24 protein-coding genes and 2 pseudogenes are annotated in these 25,981 nt (G+C 38.3%); 8 read left to right on the top strand and 18 right to left on the bottom strand.

The features are described 5' to 3' along the window. Positions 1–68 precede the first annotated feature (68 nt). Positions 69–1,334 carry a tyrosine-type recombinase/integrase gene (locus D8790_RS00130; protein ID WP_125387158.1) on the top strand — a complete coding sequence of 422 codons (1,266 nt, stop codon included), beginning with the start codon at positions 69–71 and terminating at the stop codon, positions 1,332–1,334. 398 nt (positions 1,335–1,732) lie between these two features. Here D8790_RS00130 and D8790_RS00125 read toward each other — a convergent pair whose 3' ends face one another. Together D8790_RS00125 and D8790_RS10755 are read right to left on the bottom strand one after the other, a co-directional pair. Then, a complete protein-coding gene (locus D8790_RS00125) occupies positions 1,733–2,350 on the bottom strand; it encodes an SAP domain-containing protein (protein ID WP_125387157.1) in 618 nt (205 codons plus the stop codon). A gap of 80 nt (positions 2,351–2,430) precedes the next feature. Next, positions 2,431–2,629: pseudogene (locus tag D8790_RS10755) on the bottom strand (phosphomethylpyrimidine kinase); the annotation flags it as partial. 241 nt (positions 2,630–2,870) lie between these two features. On the opposite strand from D8790_RS10755, the gene D8790_RS00115 reads away from it, so the two are divergent. Then, positions 2,871–5,579 (top strand): serine-rich family protein, encoded by a 2,709-nt coding sequence (locus D8790_RS00115; protein WP_125387156.1) that lies wholly within the window; start codon positions 2,871–2,873, stop codon positions 5,577–5,579. Positions 5,580–5,619: 40 nt separating this feature from the next. Next, positions 5,620–6,792 (top strand): family 1 glycosylhydrolase, encoded by a 1,173-nt coding sequence (locus D8790_RS00110; RefSeq protein WP_125387155.1) that lies wholly within the window; start codon positions 5,620–5,622, stop codon positions 6,790–6,792. 98 nt (positions 6,793–6,890) lie between these two features. Here D8790_RS00110 and D8790_RS00105 read toward each other — a convergent pair whose 3' ends face one another. The 4 genes from D8790_RS00105 to D8790_RS00090 form a co-directional block, all read right to left on the bottom strand. Next, positions 6,891–7,538: a Maf family protein gene (locus D8790_RS00105; RefSeq protein WP_125387154.1), complete on the bottom strand. Its 648-nt coding sequence runs from the start codon at positions 7,536–7,538 to the stop codon at positions 6,891–6,893. Next, the gene (locus D8790_RS00100; RefSeq protein ID WP_125387153.1) at positions 7,535–7,762 is read right to left on the bottom strand and encodes a helix-turn-helix transcriptional regulator; all 228 of its coding nucleotides are present in this window, start codon (positions 7,760–7,762) and stop codon (positions 7,535–7,537) included. Before D8790_RS00100 ends, D8790_RS00105 begins: the two co-directional genes overlap by 4 nt. A gap of 2 nt (positions 7,763–7,764) precedes the next feature. Next, positions 7,765–8,367 (bottom strand): DUF3796 domain-containing protein, encoded by a 603-nt coding sequence (locus D8790_RS00095; protein ID WP_125387152.1) that lies wholly within the window; start codon positions 8,365–8,367, stop codon positions 7,765–7,767. A gap of 150 nt (positions 8,368–8,517) precedes the next feature. Beyond that, positions 8,518–9,378: a cation diffusion facilitator family transporter gene (locus D8790_RS00090; RefSeq protein ID WP_125387151.1), complete on the bottom strand. Its 861-nt coding sequence runs from the start codon at positions 9,376–9,378 to the stop codon at positions 8,518–8,520. Between the two features lie 169 nt (positions 9,379–9,547). Between D8790_RS00090 and D8790_RS00085 the strand changes: the two genes are divergently transcribed. The 5 genes and pseudogenes from D8790_RS00085 (at position 9,548) to D8790_RS00065 (ending at position 14,595) form a co-directional block, all read left to right on the top strand. Then, positions 9,548–10,069: a TetR/AcrR family transcriptional regulator gene (locus tag D8790_RS00085; protein WP_125387150.1), complete on the top strand. Its 522-nt coding sequence runs from the start codon at positions 9,548–9,550 to the stop codon at positions 10,067–10,069. A 76-nt stretch (positions 10,070–10,145) separates the two neighbouring features. After that, on the top strand, positions 10,146–11,318 hold the full coding sequence (locus D8790_RS00080) for a CynX/NimT family MFS transporter (RefSeq protein WP_125387149.1): 1,173 nt from the start codon (positions 10,146–10,148) through the stop codon (positions 11,316–11,318). A gap of 232 nt (positions 11,319–11,550) precedes the next feature. Then, complete coding sequence (locus D8790_RS00075; RefSeq protein WP_125387551.1) at positions 11,551–12,297, top strand: DeoR/GlpR family DNA-binding transcription regulator; 747 nt, start codon at positions 11,551–11,553, stop codon at positions 12,295–12,297. A gap of 35 nt (positions 12,298–12,332) precedes the next feature. Further along, the gene (locus tag D8790_RS00070) at positions 12,333–13,160 is read left to right on the top strand and encodes a Cof-type HAD-IIB family hydrolase (RefSeq protein WP_125387148.1); all 828 of its coding nucleotides are present in this window, start codon (positions 12,333–12,335) and stop codon (positions 13,158–13,160) included. A 154-nt stretch (positions 13,161–13,314) separates the two neighbouring features. Next, a pseudogene (locus tag D8790_RS00065) lies at positions 13,315–14,595 on the top strand (ISL3 family transposase). 172 nt (positions 14,596–14,767) lie between these two features. Here D8790_RS00065 and esaA read toward each other — a convergent pair. The 12 genes from esaA to D8790_RS00005 form a co-directional block, all read right to left on the bottom strand. Continuing rightward, positions 14,768–17,611: a type VII secretion protein EsaA gene (gene esaA / locus D8790_RS00060; protein ID WP_125387147.1), complete on the bottom strand. Its 2,844-nt coding sequence runs from the start codon at positions 17,609–17,611 to the stop codon at positions 14,768–14,770. Positions 17,612–17,763: 152 nt separating this feature from the next. Next, positions 17,764–18,075, bottom strand: a complete 312-nt coding sequence (locus D8790_RS00055; RefSeq protein ID WP_125387146.1) for a DUF4176 domain-containing protein — start codon at positions 18,073–18,075, stop codon at positions 17,764–17,766. After that, positions 18,075–18,317, bottom strand: a complete 243-nt coding sequence (locus D8790_RS10750) for a hypothetical protein (protein ID WP_260470249.1) — start codon at positions 18,315–18,317, stop codon at positions 18,075–18,077. The genes D8790_RS00055 and D8790_RS10750 overlap by 1 nt, the downstream gene beginning before the upstream one ends. A 39-nt stretch (positions 18,318–18,356) precedes the next feature. After that, positions 18,357–18,881, bottom strand: a complete 525-nt coding sequence (locus D8790_RS00050; protein WP_260470248.1) for a hypothetical protein — start codon at positions 18,879–18,881, stop codon at positions 18,357–18,359. An 853-nt stretch (positions 18,882–19,734) separates the two neighbouring features. After that, positions 19,735–20,205: a DUF5085 family protein gene (locus tag D8790_RS00040; protein WP_061421954.1), complete on the bottom strand. Its 471-nt coding sequence runs from the start codon at positions 20,203–20,205 to the stop codon at positions 19,735–19,737. Between the two features lies 1 nt (position 20,206). Beyond that, complete coding sequence (locus D8790_RS00035) at positions 20,207–20,635, bottom strand: hypothetical protein (RefSeq protein ID WP_125387144.1); 429 nt, start codon at positions 20,633–20,635, stop codon at positions 20,207–20,209. Then, positions 20,628–21,359, bottom strand: a complete 732-nt coding sequence (locus D8790_RS00030) for a hypothetical protein (protein WP_125387143.1) — start codon at positions 21,357–21,359, stop codon at positions 20,628–20,630. Before D8790_RS00030 ends, D8790_RS00035 begins: the two co-directional genes overlap by 8 nt. Further along, positions 21,356–22,654, bottom strand: coding sequence for a T7SS effector LXG polymorphic toxin (locus D8790_RS00025; RefSeq protein WP_514133004.1), 1,299 nt, complete (start codon positions 22,652–22,654; stop codon positions 21,356–21,358). Before D8790_RS00025 ends, D8790_RS00030 begins: the two co-directional genes overlap by 4 nt. 95 nt (positions 22,655–22,749) lie before the next feature. Next, on the bottom strand, positions 22,750–23,208 hold the full coding sequence (locus D8790_RS00020) for a DUF5085 family protein (RefSeq protein WP_125387141.1): 459 nt from the start codon (positions 23,206–23,208) through the stop codon (positions 22,750–22,752). Continuing rightward, positions 23,205–23,657 (bottom strand): hypothetical protein, encoded by a 453-nt coding sequence (locus D8790_RS00015; protein ID WP_125387140.1) that lies wholly within the window; start codon positions 23,655–23,657, stop codon positions 23,205–23,207. Before D8790_RS00015 ends, D8790_RS00020 begins: the two co-directional genes overlap by 4 nt. Continuing rightward, a complete protein-coding gene (locus D8790_RS00010; protein ID WP_125387139.1) occupies positions 23,654–24,628 on the bottom strand; it encodes a hypothetical protein in 975 nt (324 codons plus the stop codon). The genes D8790_RS00015 and D8790_RS00010 overlap by 4 nt, the downstream gene beginning before the upstream one ends. Position 24,629: 1 nt before the next feature. Further along, positions 24,630–25,981: T7SS effector LXG polymorphic toxin (locus D8790_RS00005; RefSeq protein WP_125387138.1), on the bottom strand; the 1,352-nt coding region annotated here is incomplete at its 5' end.

The following is a 25,981-nucleotide window of genomic DNA, read 5'->3' as shown; positions in this document are numbered from 1 at the left end:
ATAGTATTATCTAAAAGAAAGAGTGGTAACTATTTTAGCCTGCTTCAATATCCTGAAGAAAGGCAAATATGGAAACTGAAACAATTGTCCATAATGGCAAAAAAGTCATTAAAAAAATCAAAAAAGATAAGTCCGTCTCATACACTTTGAAGGGGGCATTTCTCGGAAAGGATGCTAAGACTGGCAAACAGGTTACTACAACCATTACAGCAACAACACTAAAACAGCTTGATAGAGAAGTTATCCAAGCACGGTTAGATTTTGAAAGAAATGGATTTACTCGAAAAGAAGTTATAACTATTGCTACACTTGAAGATTTAGCTGAAGCATGGTTTCAATCTTATCAAACTTGGGTTAGCTCGCATAACACATTAAATAGAGTGAGAGGTTACCTAGATAATTATATTATCCCAAAGTTTGGAGATTATAAACCAGATAAAATAGAATCTGCTGATATTCAGTTATGGCTAAATGACCTAGCCAAAAAATCAAAGAAATCTGTTGAATCTGGTGTGAAACGTGCAAATAAGGGGAGCGCAAAAGACTTCGGAGCGGTCATCCATAAGTTGAAAGATATTTTTGACTATGGTATTACAAACTATGGTCTAACCGCTAATCCCGTCAGCACCGTTAAGATTCCACCTAAGCCAAAATCAAATAAGCAACGTATCATGGTACTACATGATGATAGCCTTGCTATGTGGCTTAATTATCTTAAAAATTTAGATAACAGTAGAGCCAATCGAAGGTTTAAGTTGATTTGTAATACTCTCTTGGCTTCAGCCTTGCGTATAAATGAGTTATTGGCATTGACAAATGATGATTTGAACTTTGAAGAATCCTCTATTAGTGTCAACAAAACATTACTTTGGAAAACCGCTAATAAAAAGGCAGGAACAAAAGGGGAAGTTATCTGTAAAGCAACACCAAAAACTGACGCAGGCAATCGCTCTATTCCAGTTCCTTTATCTATACTTGAAGAACTTCAAGATTTTCACAAAGAAATGAACAAGTATCTTAAATTACACAATAGACCTGAAACAAAGTTGGTTTTCCCAACAATTTACGGAAACTATATGTGTGATAGAAACGAGCGAACAACTCTCAAGAAAAGATTAGCTAGTCTAGGATTACCCGATTATGGTTTCCATTTATTCCGACATACCCATGCTTCAATGTTGCTTAATGCTGGCACAAATTGGAAAGAACTCCAAGTCAGAATGGGGCATAAATCAATTTCAACCACAATGGATACTTACGCTGAATTAGCACCGCAAAGAAAGTTAGAAGCTGTAGGCATTTATCTTGATAAGATTGCTGAGCTAACGCAATAACTACTCTACCATTCACTCTACCTTTTAATAAGTAGAGTTACAAAAACGTTGACATACCAACGTTTCTAATGGCTAAAATAGAAAATACTTAACCTTTACAGAAGTGAAGTAAGCATTCAATACGAATCAAAACAGAAGAAAGACGCTGATTTCAAGCGTTTTTTCTTTTTCTTGAATTCAGTACATCACAATATAAATCAATCGAATCACTACCTTTTTCACTACCTTTATTTGAAATGAAAATACGGATTCGGACAATCAAGAGTAAGAGGGACTTCATTATGAGGCTCCTCTTTTTTCTATGCTCGCTCCAACATCTATTTTTTTATTGTGCTATGATAAAATAGCATACAAATTAATGTTCCTGACTTTATTCAGCTCGGCAAGCTAGAACTTATTTACTTACGGTATTCCTCTAGTTTAGATTCATACTTTTTTAAAAGTTCCCGTGAGTAAACTTTTTCATGTATCGAGTTTCTAACTTCTTTCCAGAGAATAGCTGCAACTTTTAACTTATTAGAATAACAATCGCTCAATTCATCTAAACAAAAGTCTTTTAGAAACTGATTCCATTGGCAAGCCGAACTATCATACTTGGCATAATCTGACTCACCATAATATATTTTAATCATATCTTGAATAGTGAATTTTATATCTTTATCCCTTTTTACTTTTCGCCAAGCCGTTGCCATATCAGCACTAAATTTAAACGGACTAATGCCTGTTACAGCTGAAAAATAATCTCGAAATTTTTGGTTAAAAGAAAAACCACAGTTAAGTAACGGAGTCTCCAAGGCTATCACTTCGACTTGACTTTTGTTTCCTTTACTCAAAAATTTTTCTACTTTATTCCCCCTAAAATACTGTTCGATAATATAGTTTAATTCTTGCTTCGTACATCTATACTCTAATCCAAGGGACTTACAAATTTGTGAAAGTTCTTCTCGATACCAGTAGTATCTATTAAATTCTTCAAATGATTTTATATCTCGAAAATCAGGTCTTTTTTCTCCCATATGCACACCTTAATAAATCAAATTTGTCAGACAATCAATTGACTTGCTAACTTGTAAACCTATCATATCTCTTTACTTTTTCATTTCAAGCTATCAAGCTCAATTTTAAGCAACTCTAGAAATTTCTTACTAATATCCCTTAAAGCATTTCCAACCACTTTTCTCTCATATTCTTTTAAGTTTGCAAACTTTCAATAGTTTCATTCGGATTTCCTTAAAATATGGTCTACTCGTCTATATTCTTAACCCCTCTATAATTACTCTCCTTGTATTAAGATTGAATAAACGGAATACAATCATAACTTCTCATATTATATCATTATTTCGAAGCTATTATCAATATCGACTTCAAATCCTTCAAAAAAGAGAGCAAAGATGGATAAAATTCAGCGAAAAACTCTTATAAAATTCCAAGAAAACCCTTACTTTTGAAAATCTTCATTTTAATGCAATAAATTTTGACAGATGCTCTACTAGCCTTTATAATAGTATTATTACTAAAATTAGGGAGAGTATGTCCATGCCAAATAATGATGAGAACAAAGGTATGTTTCGTAATTTTTTAGGTGGCTTTAAGCGTCTTATAAAAGGAGAAGAGGACGAATCATCCACTTCTGCGGTTCATAACAATGAAGGAAATAACCCACAAGTCAATGTGAACCCAGAAGATAGAGAAAATTTCCTCATTGAGAAAGCTTTGGAATCGATCCAATACTACGACCGCTTGGATGTTATGAATATCGGTGGAGAAGAAGTAGACGAATCTCCAGCTGTAGAAAGTGAAGCTAGTCTGGAGCAGGAAAAAATGGCAGCGAAAAGCCAGGCAGCTAGCACGACAGAATCTGCTGAGACAAGCATTTCTTCAGATTCTATGAAAAAGAGGGGCTTGAAGAGCACTGCTGATTCAATATCTCTATCATTAAGTATAGAAAGTAAAAAGGCTTCTCGTAGTTTAGAAGTAACCGAATCACAGACACAAAGTTTGGAAGTTGGGCAATCTGACAGCAAGGAAACGGATACTTCTGCTAGCTTGTCAATTGCGCAAAGTTATGCCTTCGAGCAATCAATCCTTGAAGAAAATAGAGCGTCGCTGAGCTTATCAATTTTTGAGTCTGTATCTCAAAGCATGGCCGCGGAAGAGTCTCTCAGTGTGGACAACGAGGCGTCTAAGAGCTTGTCCGTGGCGGAATCTGTATCGCAAAGCATCGCTATCCAAGAATCTATCAGCGCAGAATTGGAAACGTCGCTGAGCTTATCTGTTGCTGAGTCTGTGTCTCAAAGCATCGCCATCCAAGAATCGATCAGCGCGAAAATCGAAGCGTCTAATAGCTTGTCCGTGGCGGAGTCTATTTCTCAGAGCGTTGCCATCCAAGAATCGATTAGTGCAGAATTGGAAGCATCGTTGAGCCTATCTGTTGCTGAGTCCGTTTCTCAAAGTATCGTGATTCAAGAATCTATCAGCGCAGAAATCGAAGCATCTACAAGCTTATCTGTAGCTGAGTCTGTGTCTCAAAGCATCGCGATTCAGGAATCCATTAGCGCAGAATTGGAAACGTCGCTGAGCTTATCCGTGGCTGAGTCTGTATCTCAAAGCATTGCTATCCAAGAATCGATCAGCGCAGAAATCGAAGCGTCTATCAGCTTGTCCGTGGCGGAGTCTATTTCTCAGAGCGTTGCCATCCAAGAATCTATTAGTGCAGAATTGGAAGCATCGCTAAGCTTATCTGCTGCTGAGTCTATTTCTCAAAGCATCGCGATTCAAGAATCAATCAGCGCAGAATTGGAAACGTCGCTGAGCTTGTCCGTGGCGGAGTCTATTTCTCAGAGCCTTGCAATTCAAGAATCGATCAGCGCAGAATTGGAAACGTCGCTGAGCTTGTCCGTGGCGGAGTCTATTTCTCAGAGCCTTGCAATTCAAGAATCGATCAGCGCGGAATTGGAAGCTTCTACTAGCCTATCTGTAGCAGAGTCAGTTTCGCAAAGCATTGCAGTCCAAGAATCCATCAGCGCGGAAATCGAAGCGTCTAAGAGCTTGTCGATTGCTGAATCTGTGGCTCAAAGTATCGCAATTCAGGAATCCATTAGCGCAGAATTGGAAACGTCTAACAGCTTGTCCGTGGCGGAATCGGTGTCTCAAAGCATTGCTATCCAAGAATCAATCAGTGCAGAAATCGAAGCGTCTACTAGTCTGTCGATAGCTGAATCTGTATCTCAAAGCATTGCTATTGAAGAATCAATCAGTGCAGAGAACGAAGCATCTACAAGCTTGTCTGTAGAGGAATCCCAAGTCTTAGATAGAGCTATTGAACAGTCTATTATCACGGAAAACGAAGTGTCTACGAGCTTGTCTATCGTAGAATCAGAGGCGCTAAGCAAAGCAATTGAACAATCTATTAGTGCAGAAAATGAAGCGTCTATCAGCCTGTCTGTGGCTGAATCCCAAGCCTTAAGTCGAGCAATTGAACAATCTATTAGCGCGGAGAACGAGGCATCACTAAGCCTATCTGTGACGGAAAATGAAATTCAAAGCATCGCTATTGAACAGTCTATCAGCCTAGAAAATGAGGTATCTACTAACCTGTCTATGGCAGAATCACAAGCGAAAAGCGTGGCCGTAGAGCAGTCTATCAGCTTGGAACAAGAACAGTCACGCAGCCTGTCTATCGCAGAATCACAATCACAACATGCGGCGGTGGAACAATCCCGCAATCTGGAACAGGAATATTCATACAGTTTGGCAGCTGCGGAATCTAGAGCTAAAAGAGATACTATTGAGCAGTCTACCAGCTTGGAGCAAGAACAATCATTTAGTTTATCTACTGCAGAATCTAAAATCCTCAGCAGAGCCGTTGAACAATCAATCAGCGTCGAACAGGATCATTCATTCAGCATTTACCTTGCCCAATCTGAAGCCCAAAGTAAGATCATTGAGCAGTCGATCAGCCTAGAGCAAGAACAGTCACGCAGCCTGTCTGTGGCTGAATCGCAATCACAAAGTATCGCTATTGAGCAATCAATGAGCGTGGAAAGAGAGCGTTCAATCAGTCTATCTATTGCTGAATCACAGTCACAGAGAATGATCATTGAACAATCAATCAGTGCAGAGAGAGCCCATTCGATCAGTCTGTCTGCTGCCGTATATCAATCGCAAAGCATGGCTTCTGAGTTCACTACTGTTACACAGAATCTATCAACCTTAGCCATGATTACTAAGAGACAGAAAAAATAAGCTCAGAACAAGCAGCGAATGAATACTGAAAGGAACTAATATGATTAGAAATATTCTATCAAGTAATGGTAAAAGTCTAGGAATCACCGACATTCTACCCCAGTATGGTGAAGACTATCGTCTCTCTGTCATGGACGGAACGGTTGACTATCGAACAATTCCCTTAGGAGCCTACGATCTGTTCAAACAAGGCTCCAGCAAACAGGATTATCTGGCAGACATTGAAAAAATTAAAACAATGGGCTTCAATACCTACCAGCTGTCCTTTTCATGGACTCGCCTCTTCCCAACTGGAGAAGAGCGGAGACCCGATGCTAAGGTCCTTGCTTTCTATGAGTCAATTATCGATGCACTGCTAGAGAATGATATCGAACCAATTGTAAGCCTATCTCATTTTGATTTCCCACTTCATTTGTATGAAAAATACGGCGCATGGAAAAGTCGTCAAATGATTGCCCTGTACGAAAAATATTGCGAAGCCGTTTTGACCCACTTTAAAGAAAAAGTCACTTACTGGATTACCTTTAAAGAAATGAGCGCTCTTTCCTATTTGCCATTCTTAGGCGCTGGGCTACACTTTGATAGCACAGAAAACCAGGAACAACAAATTTGGCTTGCTGCCCACCATCAGCTAATCGCATCCGCAAATGTGGTTAAACTCGGCCAAACCATCAATCCAACCTTCCAATTTGGTAGCTTGATTACCATCAATAGTGACTCCCACCAAGAAAATCACTCAGCTACCGATGCCTTGGGCCATGAGCTGAACAGACGTAAAAACTACATTTTTACAGATGTGCAGACCAAGGGCCACTATCCAAACCACTTCCTTCGCTACATTGAGCGAAATCAGCTGGATCTGGGCATTACGGAAGAGGATGTCTTCGCCTTAAGAGAAGGCATCGTGGACTTTGTTGCCTTCTCACATTATGCGGCGGAAAATATCCAGGATTTGTTTACCAACAAATATGTCCGCAAAAATGTAGAAACTTGCCTTGCACAACCCGTCCTTCTTCGCATTGCCATGTCTGAGTTATACGAGCGCTACCACAAGCCTCTGTTGGTCATTGAGACTTGTTCTGAGGTCTCTGACCACCCACAATTAGCTAAGAACATTCAAGACAACGTTCAAGAAATTATTAAATCCGTTGAGATTGACGGGATTGAGCTGCTTGGCTACACACCATTTAGCTGGAGCGATGTAAACATCTAGGATCCAGTCCCATTTCAAAACATAGAAAAAATCTCCCTAAGAAAGTGAATAATCACTTGTGGGGAGATTTTTGATGTTTTAGAATAGAGATCAAAGCCTTACTCTTTTCCTTTGCTATCTCTATAAATCCGATAGCTGGTCTCAGCGACAGGCAAGCCGATGATGGTATGCGTATCACCTGTAATTGAGCGAATAAAGCGAGGATCCAGCTCCTGAAAGCCGTAAGCACCTGCCTTATCCAGCGGACGCTTTTTATGCAGATAGGCCTCAATGACAGCCTCTAATTCTGGGTAATAATCCACAAAGTCCACCTGCGCCACGGTGTAAAAAACTTCTAGAAAATCCTGCATACGTAGGCAGACCGAGGTCACTACATGGTGACTCTTACCAAAGTAAGAGCGAAACATCCGATTGGCTTCAGCTAAATCCTGTGGTTTATTGTAAATCTGACCATCCACCACGACGATAGTATCAGCCGAAATATAAAGGGTCTCGGCTTCCAAGTCCAAATCAGACTTGGCCTTGGAAATCTCACAGCAAATCTTGGCTGCCTTAGTCAGAAAGTCCTGATCATCGATGCTTGCCATACAATGCTCTTCGATAGCTCGCTCGTCCACTTCTACAGCCTGAATCTCTGGATTCAAAAAGCTCAGCAATTCCTTGCGTCTAGGCGATGTAGATAACAAGACAAAGCGGCGAATCTCTCCTTTTTCACCTTCCCTTTGGTAGTCAAAAACCGTCTTCATGATTGTCCTCCTAGGTCCTTTAATTGAAAGAGTTCCTCCACCCGCAAATCAAAAACCTGAGCGATTTTTAAAGCCATCTCTAGCGAGGGATTGTAGCGATTATTTTCCAAATGCAAGATCGTTTCACGCCGCATTCCAATGTGGTCCGCTAACTCCTGCTGGGTCATGCCTCTGGATTCGCGGACAGATTTGAGCTTGGTGATAATATTGCTTTCCTTGGCCATTTTTAACCTCTCTTTTCAAATAAAAAGAAGATAAAACCAAAGAGCAACACCAAAACACCAATCATGATGAAGAATATTCCGGCATTGACCGTGATAGATCCTACATTAGCACTAATCCCTGCAAGCACCAGTAAAGTTGCTATGCAGATGACAAACATCAAAGTCGCTGCTTTTGCTAGATTGGCATAAAAACGCTCGTCTGCTCTCTCCTTAACCTTTTTCAAAGCAAAAAACAGAAGAAAGAGAAACTGGATAGCGAGGAGCCCTCCCAAGGCAATGTACTTTATAAAGGGCGGATTGGTGCTTGGAGTCCACAACCAGATTCCGACAGTATAGATAGAGGTTGCTGAAAGCGTCAATAGATTGTAAAATTTCATGGTCAGATCATAGACCTGCCTTTCTTGAACTTCTTTCATCTTCTTAGGCCATGGTTTCATGTGAAACCAAGACCAGATACTCACGAGCTGACCTGAACTTACTAAACCGACAATCATCCACTTGGCTGTCCAGCTGAGATTGCTGGGAGCAAGGAAAACAGCGAAATCAATAAAGAGAGCGGTGGCGACCAGCAAAATGAGGCCACCCATTTTTTGACTGTTTTTCATGATAGACTCCTTTCATTTGTTAGAAATATTTAACACCTTTATGTTATAAATATATCACACATGAGAAAAAAGGACAAGCATTTATGTGCTGTTTGGGAAAATTTTTTATTTCCGCAAACAAAAGCCCCAGAATTTCTCTGGGGAGCTGGCTTATTCTTTACCAATACAATATTCTTTGTGTTCTTGCAAGCTTTCATCGGTCTGAATGGTTACTTTGGCAATGCCATAAGCTAAAAGCTTTTGGCGCAGGACAGCCTGCGTTTCAGCCAGCAAATTTGGATTTTCCAGACAGATATGAAGCATGGCATATTTTTCCAAACCATCCGTCGTCCAGACATTGAGCTGGGTGATGGCTCGCACGTTTTCCAGCACTGCTATTTCCTGATAAAGCTGACTGAGATCTACATCGCTGGGCACATGGTCTAGGAAGATCTGGATATTCTCCCAAAATTTTGGTAGAGCCTTGCTGAGAATAAAGCCTGCGATGACGAGAGAAAGCAGCGGATCTAGGAAATACCAGTCAGTGAAGCGCAGAATAATAGACACTCCGACAACCGCTAGCCAACCCAAAATATCCTCAAGAAAATGCAGGCTAAGAATGGATTCATTGTGACTGTGGCCATGGCTGACTACTCTGCTAGCTGCTGTATTAACGGCAATAGCGACAATTCCCAAAACCAGCATGCCATCATAATTCACCTTCTCAGGAGCCAATAATTTAGGGACATTTTCCACGATTACCAAGGTCGAACCGACCAGCAAAATCACTGAGGTCAAGAGGGCACCCAGCAGGCTGTAGCGTTTATATCCTAGGGTATATTCTCGGTCTTCTTTTCTAGTGGAAATCTTCTCAAAAAGAGTCGATAGGCCAATAGCCAGAGCATCTCCTGTGTCGTGAATTGCGTCCGCTAAAACGGCACTGGAATGAAAGAGAAGCCCAAAGATAAATTCAATAATAGCAAAAGAAAAGTTCAAGAGAAAGGCAATGGTCATATTTCTACTGGATTTCATGTGAACCTCCTTACTTATTTTCCTAAAAGAATGCGATTTATGGTATAATCTAATCAATACTGAACACTCTGTTCAATTATATTATCCACTATTATCAGAAAGGAAACAAGAGCCAGTTCATGCCCTTTGTCTCTTAGTAGACAAAAAGCTCTTTTTGTACGGAATTTCCATGGATAGACGAGTAAAAAAATCACGCGCAGCCATTTACCAAGCCTTTATCAGTCTGCTCAATCAGAAAAGCTACGAAAACATCACCGTTCAGGAAATCATTGATCTGGCAGATGTAGGTCGCTCCACCTTCTATAGCCACTTTGAGACCAAAGAAACCCTGCTGGAGGAACTCTGCCAAGATCTCTTTCAGCATACCTTTATTGAGCGATCTGAAGGACGCAATTTGTTTGAAGCGACAGCCCATATTTTTCATCACTTTCGGAAAAATCAGGATCGGATAGCCACCCTCCTCCTAGCTAAAAATACTTATTTCATCAACCGTCTGAAAATCGAGCTTGAGCGCTATCTCTTTCCCATGATTGAGCAGAAATTATTGCAGAAAAAAAGTCATCTGCCGGACAACTTTTTAAAAAATTATGTGACGTCAACTTTTGTAGAGACGGTCAGCTGGTGGTTGCAGCAACGAAATCAGGTTGACGAAGAAACGATTTCTCACTATTTTCTGGACTTGATGGACTAAGCCGCAATTCACCTATCATTTTCTAAAAAGATATGGTATAATCGTTCCTTGACGTACGAAAGGAGATTGACTATTTATGAAAAAAGAACACTCACCATTTTTAATTCCAGGTATAGTGATGATCGGGATAGCACTGCGGGCTCCTTTTACTGTTTTGCCTATCGTTCTGACAGACATTGCGAAGGGGCTACAGGTGCCAGTTAGTTCCCTAGGCCTCTTGACTAGCCTGCCTTTGATTATGTTTGCCCTCTGCTCATCTTTTGCTCCGCGCTTGGCGCAAAAGATGAGCTTGGAAAAACTGTTTGCTCTTGTGTTACTCGTGCTAACTCTAGGCTCGCTGATTCGCGTATTTAATCTTCCCTTACTTTATACGGGAACTATTATTTTAGGAGCGGCTATTGCTGTCTTAAACGTCCTTCTTCCGAGCTTGATTCAGGCCAATCAGCCGCATCGTGTCGGTCTTTTGACAACTCTTTATATCACATCGATGGGACTGTCGATCACGATTCTGTCTGCTTTGGCTGTTCCCATCGTTCAAATGAGCTCTTGGCAAGGTCTCATTTGGATATCAACCTTGATTTGCTTTGTGATTCTCCTGGTTTGGCTGCCCAATGTCAAATATAGCCATCGCTTGGCGGCTAAACAACAAGGAAAGCAAGAGCAAGGAGCTCTTCTGAAAAATCCAAGAGTCTGGGCCTTAATTTTATTTGGTGGCTTACAGTCACTACTCTTTTATACCAGTATGACTTGGTTGCCAACCTTGGGACAACAAGCTGGCCTTTCTACTGATACGACCGGACTACTAGCAGCGGTCTTTTCTCTGATTAGTCTGCCCTTTTCGATGACCATTCCTAGCTTGACAGCGCGCTTGAAAGCTCGTCAACGTCTGGTCATGATTAGCTTGGTTTCTGCTGCAGGTCTGATCGGCATTACCATGCTCTTGATTCGGACAGATTCCTTTGCTTATTGGCTGATTCTTAATCTGCTCATTGGTATGTCTGTCAGCGCCCTCTTCCCCTATCTCATGGTAACCTTCTCCCTCAAGACCTCTACGCCTGCGCAAACGGCCCAACTATCTGGACTGGCTCAAACTGGAGGATACATCCTAGCTGCCTTCGGCCCTAGCCTCTTTGGCTACAGCTTTGATTTGTTCCATTCTTGGACACCAGCCATTCTCATCCTCCTCGGACTGACCGTCATCATGACTATGAGCCTCTTTTACATAGAAAAATTTGATAAGATTCTATAAAACTTCTGATTCTCCATCAGGAGTTTTTTGCTGCCAAGTTTCTTGTAATTGCCGAAATTCACTTGAATTCATCTTTCCTCATCTTACCTGCTTGATTTTTTTGATTATAACATAATTTCAAAAGGATTTTCCATATTTTTGATAAAAGCACTTATATTTCATTATAAATACTTGCATATACTTATAAAATGACTTATAATGAACTTATAAAGAAGCAGAAAGGATGAAAAAGATGTATCAAGAGCAGCGGCTTTCAAAAATGCTGGAACTTTTAGAGGACAAAGGACAACTGGCAGCTAAGGACATGGTGGATTATTTTCAGGTTTCTAAGGACACTATTCGCCGTGATTTTTCAATTTTGAGCGAGCGAAAACTAGTCCAGCGCACCCATGGCGGGATTATTCCTTTGGAAAATAGTCGGCAAATTCCTTCTTTCAACGACCGTGTCGGCCAACTAAACCAAGAAAAAAAGGCCATTGCTCACAAGGCTCTGGACTTTCTCAAACCCAATCAAGTCAATTTCTTTGATGTGTCGACGGTGGTTCTTAAGCTGGCTCAGAAAGTTCAGCAACCGATGACAATTTTTTCTCATTCTTTGGATAATGCCATCATGCTGAGTGACCAAGAGCAGGTTGCTTTCCATCTTTTAGGTGGGAAGTTCTATCCGAGAAATCGTTTTTACTACGCCCTCAATGAAGCTGAGCTGCTCAGAGATATCTCTTTTGATCTGGCCTTTATTGGAGCTGCAGGCCTGAAAAATGGCCAAGTTAGCTTTGAAGATCAGGAAGATGCCTATCTGAAGAAGCTCGCCCTTAAGCAGGCTAAGACAAAGATTCTGCTGGCTGAGCAGGCCAAAGTTAAGAAAGAATCAACCTATATTTTAGGAAATATCAGCGATTTTGACTACTGGATCACCGATCAAAAACCTAGCCCTGAGCTAGAAGCTCTTCTAGCTGGGAAAGTCAACATTATTTACTAGTTTCATTTTATAGCTTACGTACGGAGGAAGCGACCATGACCAAGCAACCTATTCGTTTGATTATCAGCGACATTGACGGCACAATCCTTAATGACCAACACCAAGTATATCCGCAACTGAGGGAGCAGATTCCCTTGCTAAAAAAAGAAAACATCCCTTTTGTTCTAGCCTCTGCCCGCTCTCCTCTGGGCATGGAGCCAATTGCGCGCAAGCTGGGACTGGGTGATAACCCACTAGCCTGCTACAACGGTGCTCTAGTCATCAAGGGTGACCCGCAAGATTACGAGACCATTATCGAGCATCCATTGGATAAAAAAGAAATCCGCACTTTTCTGGAACTGGTAAAAACTAAGTTTCCTAGTGTTTCCATCAATCTCTACTCTGGTAAAGATTGGATTGCTGACCGTTTGGATAGGTGGGTGCAAATTGAAGCCGAGATTACAGGTGAGCAGCCTCTTATTCAAAATGTTCTGCTACCTGTTCTGGATGTGCTCATTCCAGTCCATAAGATGCTGTTGATTGATGATGCAGCTGTTATCCAGCAGCTCCATGCCTACTTGCAAACGATGGATTTTCCAAATACAGCCTTCTACCTGTCCAAGGACAACTATCTGGAAGTCACTCATAAAGAGGTATCAAAAGAGCAGGCCCTTCTGGAAGTGGCCAAACACTACCAGATTCCGCTGGAACAGGTCATGACAATTGGAGACAACTTCAATGACCTTCCGATGCTGCGACTGGCTGGTCTGGGAGTTGCCATGGGCAATGCCCCTGAAGCAGTTAAATTCGAGGCAACAGCCGTCACTAAAAGCAACAACCAGCACGGTGTCGCCAAAGCTATTGAAAAGTATGTTTTGATGTAACGAAAAAATCTGCCCTTGAGCAGATTTTTTAGGCTCTATAATTTCTGTAGTGGGTAAAACCACAGTAGGAATGATGGAGCCTCTTTTGTTGTAGAAAAAAAGTCCCATAAGAACTATAATGAAAAGCGACCAAACCATCATTAGAAAGACTCTCATGGAACAATTAAATTTTATCACAAACTTACTCGGAATTAAAGACCCTAACATTACGATTTTGGATATTCTAGATGCGGGAACACATAAAGAGATCTTCGCTAAGCTAGATTATCCTGCTCCTGAATGCTCCCACTGTCAAGGACAAATGGCTAAATATGACTTCCAGAAAGAATCCAAAATCCCCTATCTAGAGTGTGCGGGTTACAAGACTCTCATTCAATTAAGAAAACGTCGTTTTCGTTGTAAATTCTGCAGGAAAATGGCTGTCGCAGAAACGTCATTCGTCAAAAAGAATCACCAAATCTCAACGATTATTAACCAGAAAATCATTCAAAAATTGATCGAGAAAGTCCCTATGACGGCTACCTCAGAGAGTCTATCTGTATCTACTTCGACAGTCATTCGTAAATTGAAAGAATTCAAGTTCAAGACTGATTTCAACTGGCTTCCAGAACACATGTCTTGGGAATGAAACAGTCTGAGGATAGACTGTTTCAGCTGGCTTCAAGAAAGGTAAGATGAGCTTCACTGCACAGGATTTTGATTTAAGAAAGATTATAGCTATCCTAAATGGGCGGACACAAGTGACGATTCGCAATCATTTCTTTCGTTATTCTAGACAAGTGAGAAGTCGAGTCAAAATCATTACCATGGACATGTTTAGCCCCTATTACGATATTGCCAGAAATCTATTTCCATGCTCTAAAATCATCCTCGATCGCTTTCACATTGTACAACATCTCAGCCGTGCTATGACTCGTGTTCGTGTTCAAATCATGAAGCAGTTGGATCGAAAATCGTACGAATATAAGGCGCTGAAACGTTACTGGAAACTCATCCAACAAGATAGTCGCAAACTAAGTCATAAACGCTTTTATCGTCCGACTTTTCGTACGCATTGACCAACAAAGAGATTCTGGAAAAGCTGCTCTCTTACTATCAAGAACTTAGAGAACATTATGAAATCAACCAACTCTTGCTTTTTCATTTTCAAGAGAAACAATCTGAATATTTCTTTAGACTCATTGAAGACACAATTTCTTGTGTAAATCCTATCTTTCAAACTGTTTTTAAGACCTTTTTGAAAGAGAAAGATAAAATTATCAACGCACTGGAACTCCCCTACTCAAATGCAAAATTGGAGGCTACCAACAACCTCATCAAAGTCATCAAGCGCAACGCTTTTGGCTTTCGGAACTTTGACAATTTTAGAACTAGAATCCTCATCGCTTTGGATATCAAAAAGGAGAGGACCAATTTGGTCCTCTCCAGGTTGTAACTTTTCAACAACCCACTACAGTTGACAAAGAGCCGAAATAATCACTGTTAATAATATTCTTCAGTTAAAGATATATAGAACATTATCACTGTACACTATTTCATGAGTTTACCTCTATTCAAGCCTTTCATAAAAACCAATTCAACTAATGTAATTTTATAAAATAGAACGATTAGTTTTTATACTTTGCTTTTGTCAACCAAAAAGTAATTAAAATAGAAAATACACTTGATCCAATAATAGCAAGAATAATCCAAAACTGATTATTTTCTGGTGAGATGGCAATCGTCTTAGATTCCTTTTTAACTTCAATTGGTTGAGACAAGAAATTCATAACATTTTGATTCGTTATGCCACCATTTCGAGCATTCTTCATCAATTCTTTAAAGTTATTTGAATAAAGCCGATTCTCTTGAATAACTGTTGCTTCATTTACAATTAATTCATTTGTTGTAGATGCTGTTTTATCAATATTCTCTTTTACAGCCTGAACTTGACTTAAAAGATGTTCAAATTGTGGTTTAATTGTTCCAAGCGCTTCATGATTTTTAGAAGTCTCTTTAGCGCTATTTTGAGTAGTAGTCACTAGAGCCTCAATTGAAGTATAAATTTGATTTGAAGCTTTCTCACTATTTTCCAACGCTACTCCATTAGCAGTCTCCTTATTAACTATGTTTGTGGACTGTTTCGTCTGAAGATCCTTCCAGCTTTGATATTCAGATTCAAGGGAGCCTTTGGCGTTAGTATACCAATCTGACAAAGCAGTTAATCTATCCTTAAAATAGTTATTGGGAAGGTATAAGTCTTCATCTTTATCTTCAGATGCCCCTAGCTTAGGCATGTCTGTCAAACTTTTTTCTTGTTTAGAAATGGTTAAATCAATCTCTTCTAATAATTTCTTACCAGATTCTTTGAAACTCTCAACTTGCGTATCAAGTAATTGACTGGCAATATCGTTGCGACTAATATTCCCATACATTGAGTAAACTGAGGTTGAATCAGGAGAAGCGATATTGACTGTCATGTTTCCTAAATTACTAGGTGCTCCATAGATTGCCTGCACCATAGAAGAAGCTCGTTCAATTCTCCCTAAATATTGTAAAATCGTCTTCAAATCTTTTTTGACAAGCTCATATTCTTCCTCCTTGTTACTTACATATATAGTTTTAGTAATCGGAATTTTAGTATCACCAATGTGTAAAGTAAAGGAGATGGTATTCTCACCATATTTAGGCGTAAAACTATAAGATATCCTTAACTGATGAGGAGCTGCATCACTAATTTCTTGTGCTCCCCCATCTAAAGTCAGAGATAAGTCAGAAGTATTAGTAGCAATATCTGTAATAAAGACTTGTGCCTTTGGAGTTTCATACTGTACTGTGCCACTTGTTGAAGAAGCTACGGTTTGTCCACTAACAGAGTTTGTTGTAACTGCAGTGCCACTGCTTGCCCCTGAAGCTGTCTGAGATGAGCCGCTAGGAGCTACAGAGGAACTACTTCCAGGTGTTACTGCGGGAGAAGATGTTTTAATTGTTGGTTGAGGAAGTTGCACCGTGATTGGAATATCACCATTTTTTTGTATCAACTGATCATTTGTTACCTTTACAAATTCGAATGCGGGTGCTTGATTTGTTGTTGCACCATTAATTCGAGCATAATCTGCTAGTAGGCTCATCTGAGCTTTATATGTATTTATTTCAGCATCTGATAATGCATTTATAGTCTTAAGCTTATCAAATAAAGGTTCGTAGCTAGCAGGATCAATATTCGTTCCAGCTAACTCATTATTAATCATATTGGTAAACTCTTTTGGTAAATTATTCTTTCTCAAACTATTATCAATCTGATTAGCTAAGACTTTTTTAGCCTGTGCTATTAAAAATTTATCATCATTTAGTTTATCCTTAGGAAGTTCCTGACCAAAATAGTTATTAGATATGGTTTTCCGCTCTTCTTTAAGCTCTGTGACTCTCTCTTCTAATTCTTTTTTTCTAGCTTCAATATTATTTTTGTAATCACCCACTGTACGATTGTAGTCTTTTACAAGATTAGCAAGCTTATCAAGTTCTGATTCCGATTTCGATTCTTCATTCAATTTCAAGTCCGTTGAATTGTCAAGTGACACAGATAGAGGGCCTAGTTTATTCAGATCTTCTAAAATTTTCTGATTAAATATACTAGCTTGTATATCACTTTCCTTCTGTTGTGCCTTTAATATTTCAAGCATTTCCGAAATGTTCTTTGCATCTACCTCCTTTTTGGCATCAAAGTGACTTTTCACTTCTGTCACTTGCTTATTTAAGTCTGTTCCAGTGGTATCTAGCAGCGATACAACCGAATCAGAAAACTGCTTTTGGGCTTCTTCAAATGAATTATTGTTCTTTTGCAAAGATGTAGTAAAATCTGCAACTCCTACAATAGATTGCATAGCATCGCTTGAATAAGGATAAATAGTCTGAGAAATTTTTGTATATGCACCTGATTGCTCGTTAACAACGTTCTCAACATTTCTTTTGGCATCATCTAGATTATTGATAACGCTAGAGAAATACATTTTAATGACATTCTGATTAATCAGATTGAGATATTCTCCAACTTTAAGCTCAACATTTTTTGCCTTGGCTGAATCTAAATTAGATTTTGTTTTGTACGTAATCTTAGCTTTGCTTGGGTTAAAACTTTCTAATTGAACAATTTTTTCAGAAAACTGCTGCTCAATATAAACAATAACATCTATCGACCCATCTTCAAATCGATTTTCAGCAATATTTCTTGACATAACAGTCCATTGATTAGTTGAATCTTTAGACAAGAGGGTCGTAAAATCGCTTCCGAAGTTATAGCTCTCTCCTTGTAGCTTTCCTCCCATATCTTCGTTAACCAAAGCAATGTTTAGTTTACGATCATTCACTTTATTAGTTACTGAAACTTCTTGATTTTTAAAATGAATAAAGGTGATTGATGAAACTGTCAACAAGCTAATAAATAAGCTGACAGCAATTATGACTTTTTTCATATTATTCTCCTTTAAATTGTACCCTTCTAGTATAGCAATATTAGCATGTTTTTTCAAATACTTATTATCAATTACTTACAAATAATTAACGATCTAAGCGCATTTTATCAGTCTATAAAAAATCCCAAGAGAAAACTCTCGGGATTCCTACTCTATTTTTTAAACTCTTCTACTGTAAATCTGTCATAAGAAATCCTACCAACTTCTTCGTCATAGCGAGACAGAAACTCTTGAAACCGACGGTCAATATAGCCAATAAACAGCACTTCATCTATATCTTCTTTATTGAAAAAGATAATATTTTGATTCACTAAGCCAAGTGGCAGAGTGACAGCTCCAAAGTCAAAATAACCTTGCGTCCCATTTTTTTCTGTAACTGGGCACTGATTGACAATCATAAACGGCTCTGCGCCTTCCTTTACTCGGACAACACTCCCAATCGGTAAAGCAGTACGTTTTGACATTAGTCTACTCCTTCTAAATACTTCTTCGCTTCCTGAACATAGAAGAGCTCAGGATTTTCATTTGTAATACTCTCAAATAAGGCGCGTGTGCGTTCCTTATCACCCTTCAATTGCGCATTAAGCGCACCGTAGTAAGCAAACATAATTCGAGACAGTTTGTTCTGAGGTTCTGTTGTATCAAAATAATCATTCACTTCCTGATTGAACACAATATCCTTGATTGCTTCTGCTTGAGAAACCAAGGCTCCCTTAGTATTTTTCCAATCAGATGCTTTGGATAATTATTCCTCGAATAGAGGGATATTTTTCTCATCTTGCAGATGAATTGAAACCAGCAGTTGATAGAAAGTTGATTCTAAGAATAGATATGTTCTAAATCTTTTCCAAATCTTTTTAAAATTAATCTTTGACAAATTTTCCTTCGCAGACTGAAAATCTCCCTTTAAGTAGTATAGTTGTCCTTTAATAAAATGGAAATATTCTTGATAGGTTGCTCTATAGAGCTTAATCGATTTCTCAGATTCGACCTTGAACATCGCTTCATACAATTCTAGATTCATAGCATCATGTAACATTAAATAGATAACTTTATTGGAGACAAATCGTAAATATAAAATCAAAATGATTCCAAGCCACATCAATGATATAAATAATATCTGCCATATTTTTGTATCACTTTTAGATTCTAGAAATGCTGCTAACGCGCCCAAAACTATTGCTAATATTGAACTAATTTGACTGATTGTCTCTATTTGAAGTAAGATGTTCTCAGTCGCTGAATTAACTATTTTCTTTACAAATTTCATATATTACTTCCCTTTATCATTAAANATAGATACTCCGATAAAGATACTGACTACCGCACCTATAGCTTTAACGACTCCCAAAGTACCTAGCGCAGCACCTACAGCAGGAGCAGCAACTATTCCAACAACGACAGCACCTACAGCAAACGCAGTCTTGATTGGATTCTCTGCCACCCACTCAAGCGCATTTCCCATATGATCAACATTCCTCTGTCCAATTTCATCAGTGACTGTCAATGTTGCGAAGTCCTGCTTCACTGTGGCTGTCTCCTTTACATAAGAAACTCGATAGCCATCTTCAGCCTTGTTCCCAACCTCAAAAGAGTGGTTCTTATAACCAAAAGTCATTGATAAACTAGGGTTAAGGTCATTAAAGTCTGAGTCTAACTTGCCTGAGGTATTAAAGCCACTGCTTAAATAAAAATCTCCAAATGCGACTTTGTTACTGTACTTATAATCATACTTGCCTTGAAAAATATCAGTCGTCAAGCCGCCAAAAGCCATATCGCCAGTAACACTAGTCTTCCTATTCTTGTATTTTCCCTTAAAAGTGATAACAGAATCCTTTTTAGTTTGCGCCGTAAAACTAATTTTACTCTTAAAATATTGAACCCCTGTGTCATAAACAGTAATTTCTTTCTCAAAAGTAACCTGATGACCTTCAAGAAAGCGAATCAACTCTTTCGGCTTTTTACCGCCATTAGAATATGAAACCAAAGAGATTGAACGGCCAAGTGTGTACCTCTAGTAATCATTTGATCCATCTTTCATCATTATAACCGAAAAGAAGCATTTTTTCTAGCTTTCTTTTGTGTCAACCAAAAAATCCTGAGAGGAGTCTCAGGATTTTTCATCAGCTAGCTCGAACACCTACTAGTATATCAGTATACAAGACCCCATTGATCTTGCTCGAAATATAAAAAATTGGTGTACATTCCTCTAATTCTTCTTGCATCAATAGATTGGTTAAACCATGGAGTGCCTTATCAAAATCAACAGCTTCCTCACCAGTCACTCGTGCTCCTACCATTCGTGGAACTAGAAAATAACTGTTATAGGCAGTCCCTTCTAGTAATTCATCGTATCCTAGATAATCCTCATAAACTGGAAGATAAACTGTAATGTTGTAAGTACCATCTTCTAATTCTCCTACATGGGGACAAGAATAAAAGGGATTGCTCTTAGGAGTGTAACCCGCAGCTACTGCCGTATTAATCATATCTTGAAAGGCAACTGAAATTTCATCACCAACAATATTGTAATCTACACTTAAGACATTACTTAACATTAAAAATTGATTGGTACCGTATGTAATATCTGCCATATTATTTCTCCACTGGAATAATTAAATCTACGAACAAATCATCATATACTGGAATTAACACTAAATAAAGCTTATCTTGCAACTCCCAGCCCTTCTCACGGATATAGCTTTTCATCTCATAAAGTTTCTCATCCAAGCCTTCCGCGAATAATACACGCTGACTAACACCATCTATGCTCAAGCTTGGAAGATAAGTCAATTGGCTAGTGGAGGCTGTCTCTGAAATAACCGGAATATACACCGTCACATCTTGTCGTTCCTCATCAAACTGAGTTGGAATCATCTCAAAGATCGTTGGGCCATCCTTATAAATCCCTTCAGTATATGGAAGAAGCTCTGTGTGTGCAAATAGTTCTAGTAGCTCAGCTGGATGGATCTGAACTTGATCCTTCATCAAGTGTGTCATTTGAATCTGGGTTTCTTTAATCATGTTTCTTTTCCTTTCTAAATCTATCTCTATCAAACTCCTTATCTTGGATCATATCTGAGGATACTTCTATATGCTTGATCGGAGTTGTCTCTTCGACATCATTGCGGTGTTGGTAAGCATAGATAATATAAAACCATGTTCTATATAAGTAAGGGCCCATAGTCATAAAGAGAAATGACATTCCCCATCCCCAAAAATACTCATGCCCTAACATACCTAAAAAAACACAGCAAAGAGATAAAATTAAGGGTGGCCCCATTACAAAATTATAGACATTTCTGATGGCCTTGGCAGATATAATCTCTTCAGAGTCCAAGTCGACCAAACAGCTCATGACGATAATAATAACAAGAGCATAGATAAGGGGAAGAGAAAGTTTTAAACCAATAAAATTATGGTCACCGCTCAAACTACTAAATACAACAATGGCATAAACATGACCAGTCAGATACATTAGATAGGTCCCAAAACTTGTTAAAACCCCTCTCTTAAGGTCCAATAAGAAAACCAGATTTAAAATCCAAGTAACAATACCAGTAATTACCAGAAATTGGTATAAGGATGGATTTTTTAGAACCTCTAAGCCTAAACCTAAGCCCCAAAATGGTAAAAAAACTAAAGGATATAAAATAAAAATCCCATTTAATACTCCCCAAAGAGGGACGGGGCCATGGACACTCCTTCTTTGAAATTCAAAAGTTTTTTTAATTCGTTCCAGTATCATTTAAACCATCCTCTCATGCCTTTTATCAGGCTATTGACTCCTTTTTTAAGATTATCAGTTATATGAAAACTATCGTTAAGTTTATTTGCAACCCAAACCGCACCTGCACTTGCTGCGATTGCTACTGCTCCAGTTGCCCAAACAGGAGCTGTGGCACCCAAAACCATTCCTGCTAATGCTGCTCCTGCGCTTGCTGCAGCTGTTGCTGCAACAGTTGTTCCTGCCGCTTTTGCCGCATCAATCACAAAACCTGTTGCCACACTTGCTTTAACTTCATTACCTCTAAGACCCTGACGTTTGGCATTCTGAGAATTATCATGTATTTTCGAAAAAGTATCGACAACATCTAAGGCAACACCAACAACTGCTGCTCCTTTTAAGAACTTACCAAACTTAGAAGCTGTTTTAAGTCCTTCTTTATAGTTTCTCAACCCCTCCTTAGCAGACTGAACTAAACCTTTTCCTCCTCCTGCTTTGCTAGCATTCCACAAGGCCTTTCCAGCTCCGTTGAAAGTTACTTCTTTGATAAATCCTTCCTTAAACAAGCTACCACTCGTCTTCACAATACTTTTCGTCACCTTCGCAAATTTGTGCCCCATCTTAGTAGTATCAGTAAAGGATTTGAATACTTTGCTTAGTTCCTCATTGTAACGTGTTTTCCCTAACTTTTCCATCAGGGATTTAAAAGTTTTAGTTAATTCACCATTTTTATATTGTACAATTTTATATTTATTACTCTTATCCAGACTTTTTCCAAGCTTAAAGTATTCATCTAACAACTTACCAAATTTTGTTGCCTCTTTAAGAATGATGGTATTTCCTCGTTTATCTCGACTAAAACGATAAGCCGCATACAGAGCCGGCAAAACAGACTTCAAATATTTTTTATAACTTTTCCCATCTTTATATAGATCACTTTTTGTGATATTTTTATAAGAATTAAACAAGGAATCTATTAGGTCTTCATTTGCCGTTACCTTTCCACTATACTTAGATTCGGCAAGTTGTTTTGCAAGAGCATTTTGGTACTTTACATTTTGTGAGTTGCTATGGAGAGCTGTGTCAATTTCAGAAACGGAATTTCTAAATTGCGTTTTCTTGTAGTAATTTCTTGCTGTTTGATTGGTGTATGAAACACTGCTGTATGAAGACAAAGCCTTAAGTTGACCATCTTGCATATCAATCAGATCAAAAGTATCAGTATTCAGAATAACGTTATTAAACGTCTCCATGTTCTTAATCGTATCATCGAGGCTCTTTTGGGCTTTGGCATAGGTCGTATTGACATCATCCAAGCTAGGATTACTCAGTGAGATAATATCACTAATATCCGAATAGATACTCTGTGTTCGTGTCGAAATCTTACCTAAGCCTTCAATATCAAAAATTTTTATAAGACCTTATCAGTATAACCAACTAACAACTCTAGATATTGTAAACCGTCTTTTGGAAGCACATGATAAAAAGGGGTTGCTATCTCCAGACCATTTACTTCAATTGAAACTACTAATTTTGCAAATCCTACTTCTGTCATTGAAGAAAAATCTCCTCTGACAACTGTTTTCAACAAGTTATTAAGTTCAAAATAAGTTGAAAATTTATAACCTTCTAAGTGAAATATATCATTCGACACAGGCATAAACATTTCAATATCTACTATCTCATTTAAAGGAACATTATTTAAACTGTAGAAAAACGGGCCTTTTAACTGGTAGCCCGCATCTACAATTCCTGACACAAATTGTTCCAAATGTTTTTCTAATTCGCTATAATGAAATGATAGTCTCTTTCTTACGACGTTCTGAAATGCAATTTTGTGAACTTTTACGACATCTTCTGGTAAATTCATCTTTCTCTCTCAACCTCACAATATAAATCCAATACATAATCACCATATAAGTCCAATACAGCATGAAAAATATTTACCAACTTAAATCCTGATACAGAAATTTCTTTTTCAATTTCTTTATAAGGGATAGGATCTTCTTGATTGTAATGACGATAATAAAAATCTGTTGTAAAATTTAACGACTCCTGAAAGAAAATACCCGAAGTATTTTCTCCCTTTATCTCAAGTTTATTCCCAATTGTTGTAAATACAAGAACATCTTGTTCAGCTTTTTTGGGATTATAAGCATAAAACATTGGTCCATCTGTATAAAAGCCATTTTGTATCATTTGTATTTTAAATTCCTTCGAATCTGAAATCAAACGATCAAAGAAAGTAGCTTGAGGATCTAACTCTACCCCAAAACCAATTAAATTCTGCAGGCTTAATTCTTTTCTTTTAAATTTCATTGTTTCTTTCCTTTTTTAAATCCAGTTTTTAATCTTTTCATCATAGATAGAATAAAGCTCCCCAAAATATCCAGTCCTATCAAAAGTATAAATATTCTCCCAAGCCAAATAAGCCAACGGGGAGTGTATGAACTAGGATTAAAATAGCCTATATTATACATAATACCTAGGAATATTGCACAAAGCAAAATCTCAAGAGAAATTCTAATCTTTGCTTTCTTCAAACTGAAATACTTAAATAAATTTCGAAAAGTCTCTTGTTTCTTAGGTACATCTTCCCAATACTCCTTGCTTTGAGTTTTTAGATATAAAAGATAGGCAACTTCAATAATCAATTGGGGGAAAGCATAACAGTAAAGGAGTGTACTTGTAATACCTAAAACCATGGCAAACTTCCCTACAAAAGCACTAGTTAACAACACTAACATAAAAATAATGAGAATAGATTCTTGACTGTAGGCACTAGATTTAGCAAAGTAATTTCTCACCGTTCGACTTGCAGAAAAACCGTTTTTCAGTTGTCGCATCAACCAAAAATATTGATAAATAAATCCACAAACTGTAGAGGTTACTAAAAACAAAATTACTGGTATTGATGATTCATTAAACTCTTGAAAGCCATTATTATTAACTGTAAACAGAATATAACACGTTAGCATTAACGATAAGAAAATTCCTATATATAATAATAGTAATAAAATAGTTGATAAAATTTGTTTACGATAAATAAAACTCATCCCTAGTGGAATCACAGTTGCCACTATAAGATAGACCGAATATAATAAAATAAAATTAAAAAATATGTTCGATGACTTTTGCAAACCAAAATCAATTGTATATAGCTCTACTCCAAAGATGACTGCTCCTGTAAATGAAATCAACATCATACTTGCTGATGCCCGAGTATTCGCTAAGCTTTTAAAATATGCTTTATTTAATTCTTCAACTTCTGTCACTGTTTTTTCTTTCACTTTAACCTCCAAACATAGAACTTACTACATTACCTATACCATTTCCTATACTATCTCCTATACCCTTCCCAAAATCTTTTATCGTATCAACCAAACTATTGCCTGTTTCTCTGGATTTAACATTATTAAAAAGATAGTTAAATCCAATCCCTGCAACTGCACCTACTACGGTTCCTAAAGGAGGTAAAAATGCTGAACCAATAGCCGCACCCATGCCTGCAGCTGCAGCCCCTGATCCAATATCTACGGCTGTATCAATCAAGAAATCTCGCGCTTCTTTGGCCGAGATACCATCAGACATATCCACATTCTCCCTAAAATTATTATAGATATTTATAGCTGTTAAAATTCCTCCACCTAATTTAAACGCTTTGCCAACTTTCCCTACTTCTTTCCAGCCTTTAGCATCATTTAATGGATTAAGAGACTCTTTGAAACCGCTCCAGCCCGCTTTACCCATTTCTTTCATACGAGCAACACCTTGCAAATTACCTGAATAGTGGTAATTTTCTAGATCAATTCCTGAAGCATTTTGGAAATTGCGACCATGCCTGTATAAATTGTTAGTAGAAGATTTGAAAATAAACTTATTTCCCCATCTCATTCTTCCTTGGCTATCCATCGTTATTTCAACACCATTAAGAAAAATTTTGGAGCCTCGATAAGTAATGACAGCTTCTCCCAATGTCTTGATATAATCTGCAACTTCCTCGCTTTTTGGTTGAGAAAGACCAAAGGTTTCACCAATCTGCATTGCAGCAATATCTTTTTGTTGAGTCGAAGCTACTGTTCCACTATACTTAGACTCCGCTAACTGCTTAGCTAGTTTGTTTTGGTAGTTGACCTTACTACGCGAATTACTATGTAAGGCAGTATGAATTTCCTCCACAGAGTTTTTGAAAGATTCTCCTCTGTAGAAAGTTCTTGCTGTTTGATTGGTGTATGAAGTACGGCTGTATGCAGATAAAGTCTTAAGTTGACCATCTTGCATATCAATCAGATCAAAAGTATCTGTTTTCAGAATAACGTTATTAAACGTCTCCATGTTCTTAATCGTATCATCGAGGCTCTTTTGGGCTTTGGCATAGGTCGTATTGACATCATCCAAGCTAGGATTACTCAGAGAAATAATATCACTAATATCCGAGTAAATACTCTGTGTTCGTGTCGAAATCTTACTTAAGCCTTCAATGGGGTCTTTCATCCTCTGCTTGACTCGCTCCAGATACTCCGTATTGATAATCGCACTATCATTGGTCTCACCAACCGTCTCCTTAAAAAGCTTGATAATCCCATCATAGCGACTGACAATGCTATCTAGGGCATTGACATAGTTATCAACCAGTGGAGTGG

Source organism: Streptococcus cristatus, assembly GCF_003943535.1.
Classification (GTDB): Bacteria; Bacillota; Bacilli; order Lactobacillales; family Streptococcaceae; genus Streptococcus; species Streptococcus cristatus_L.
Note: the sequence above shows the minus strand (reverse complement) of the source record. Positions and strands in the feature narration are given on the sequence as shown.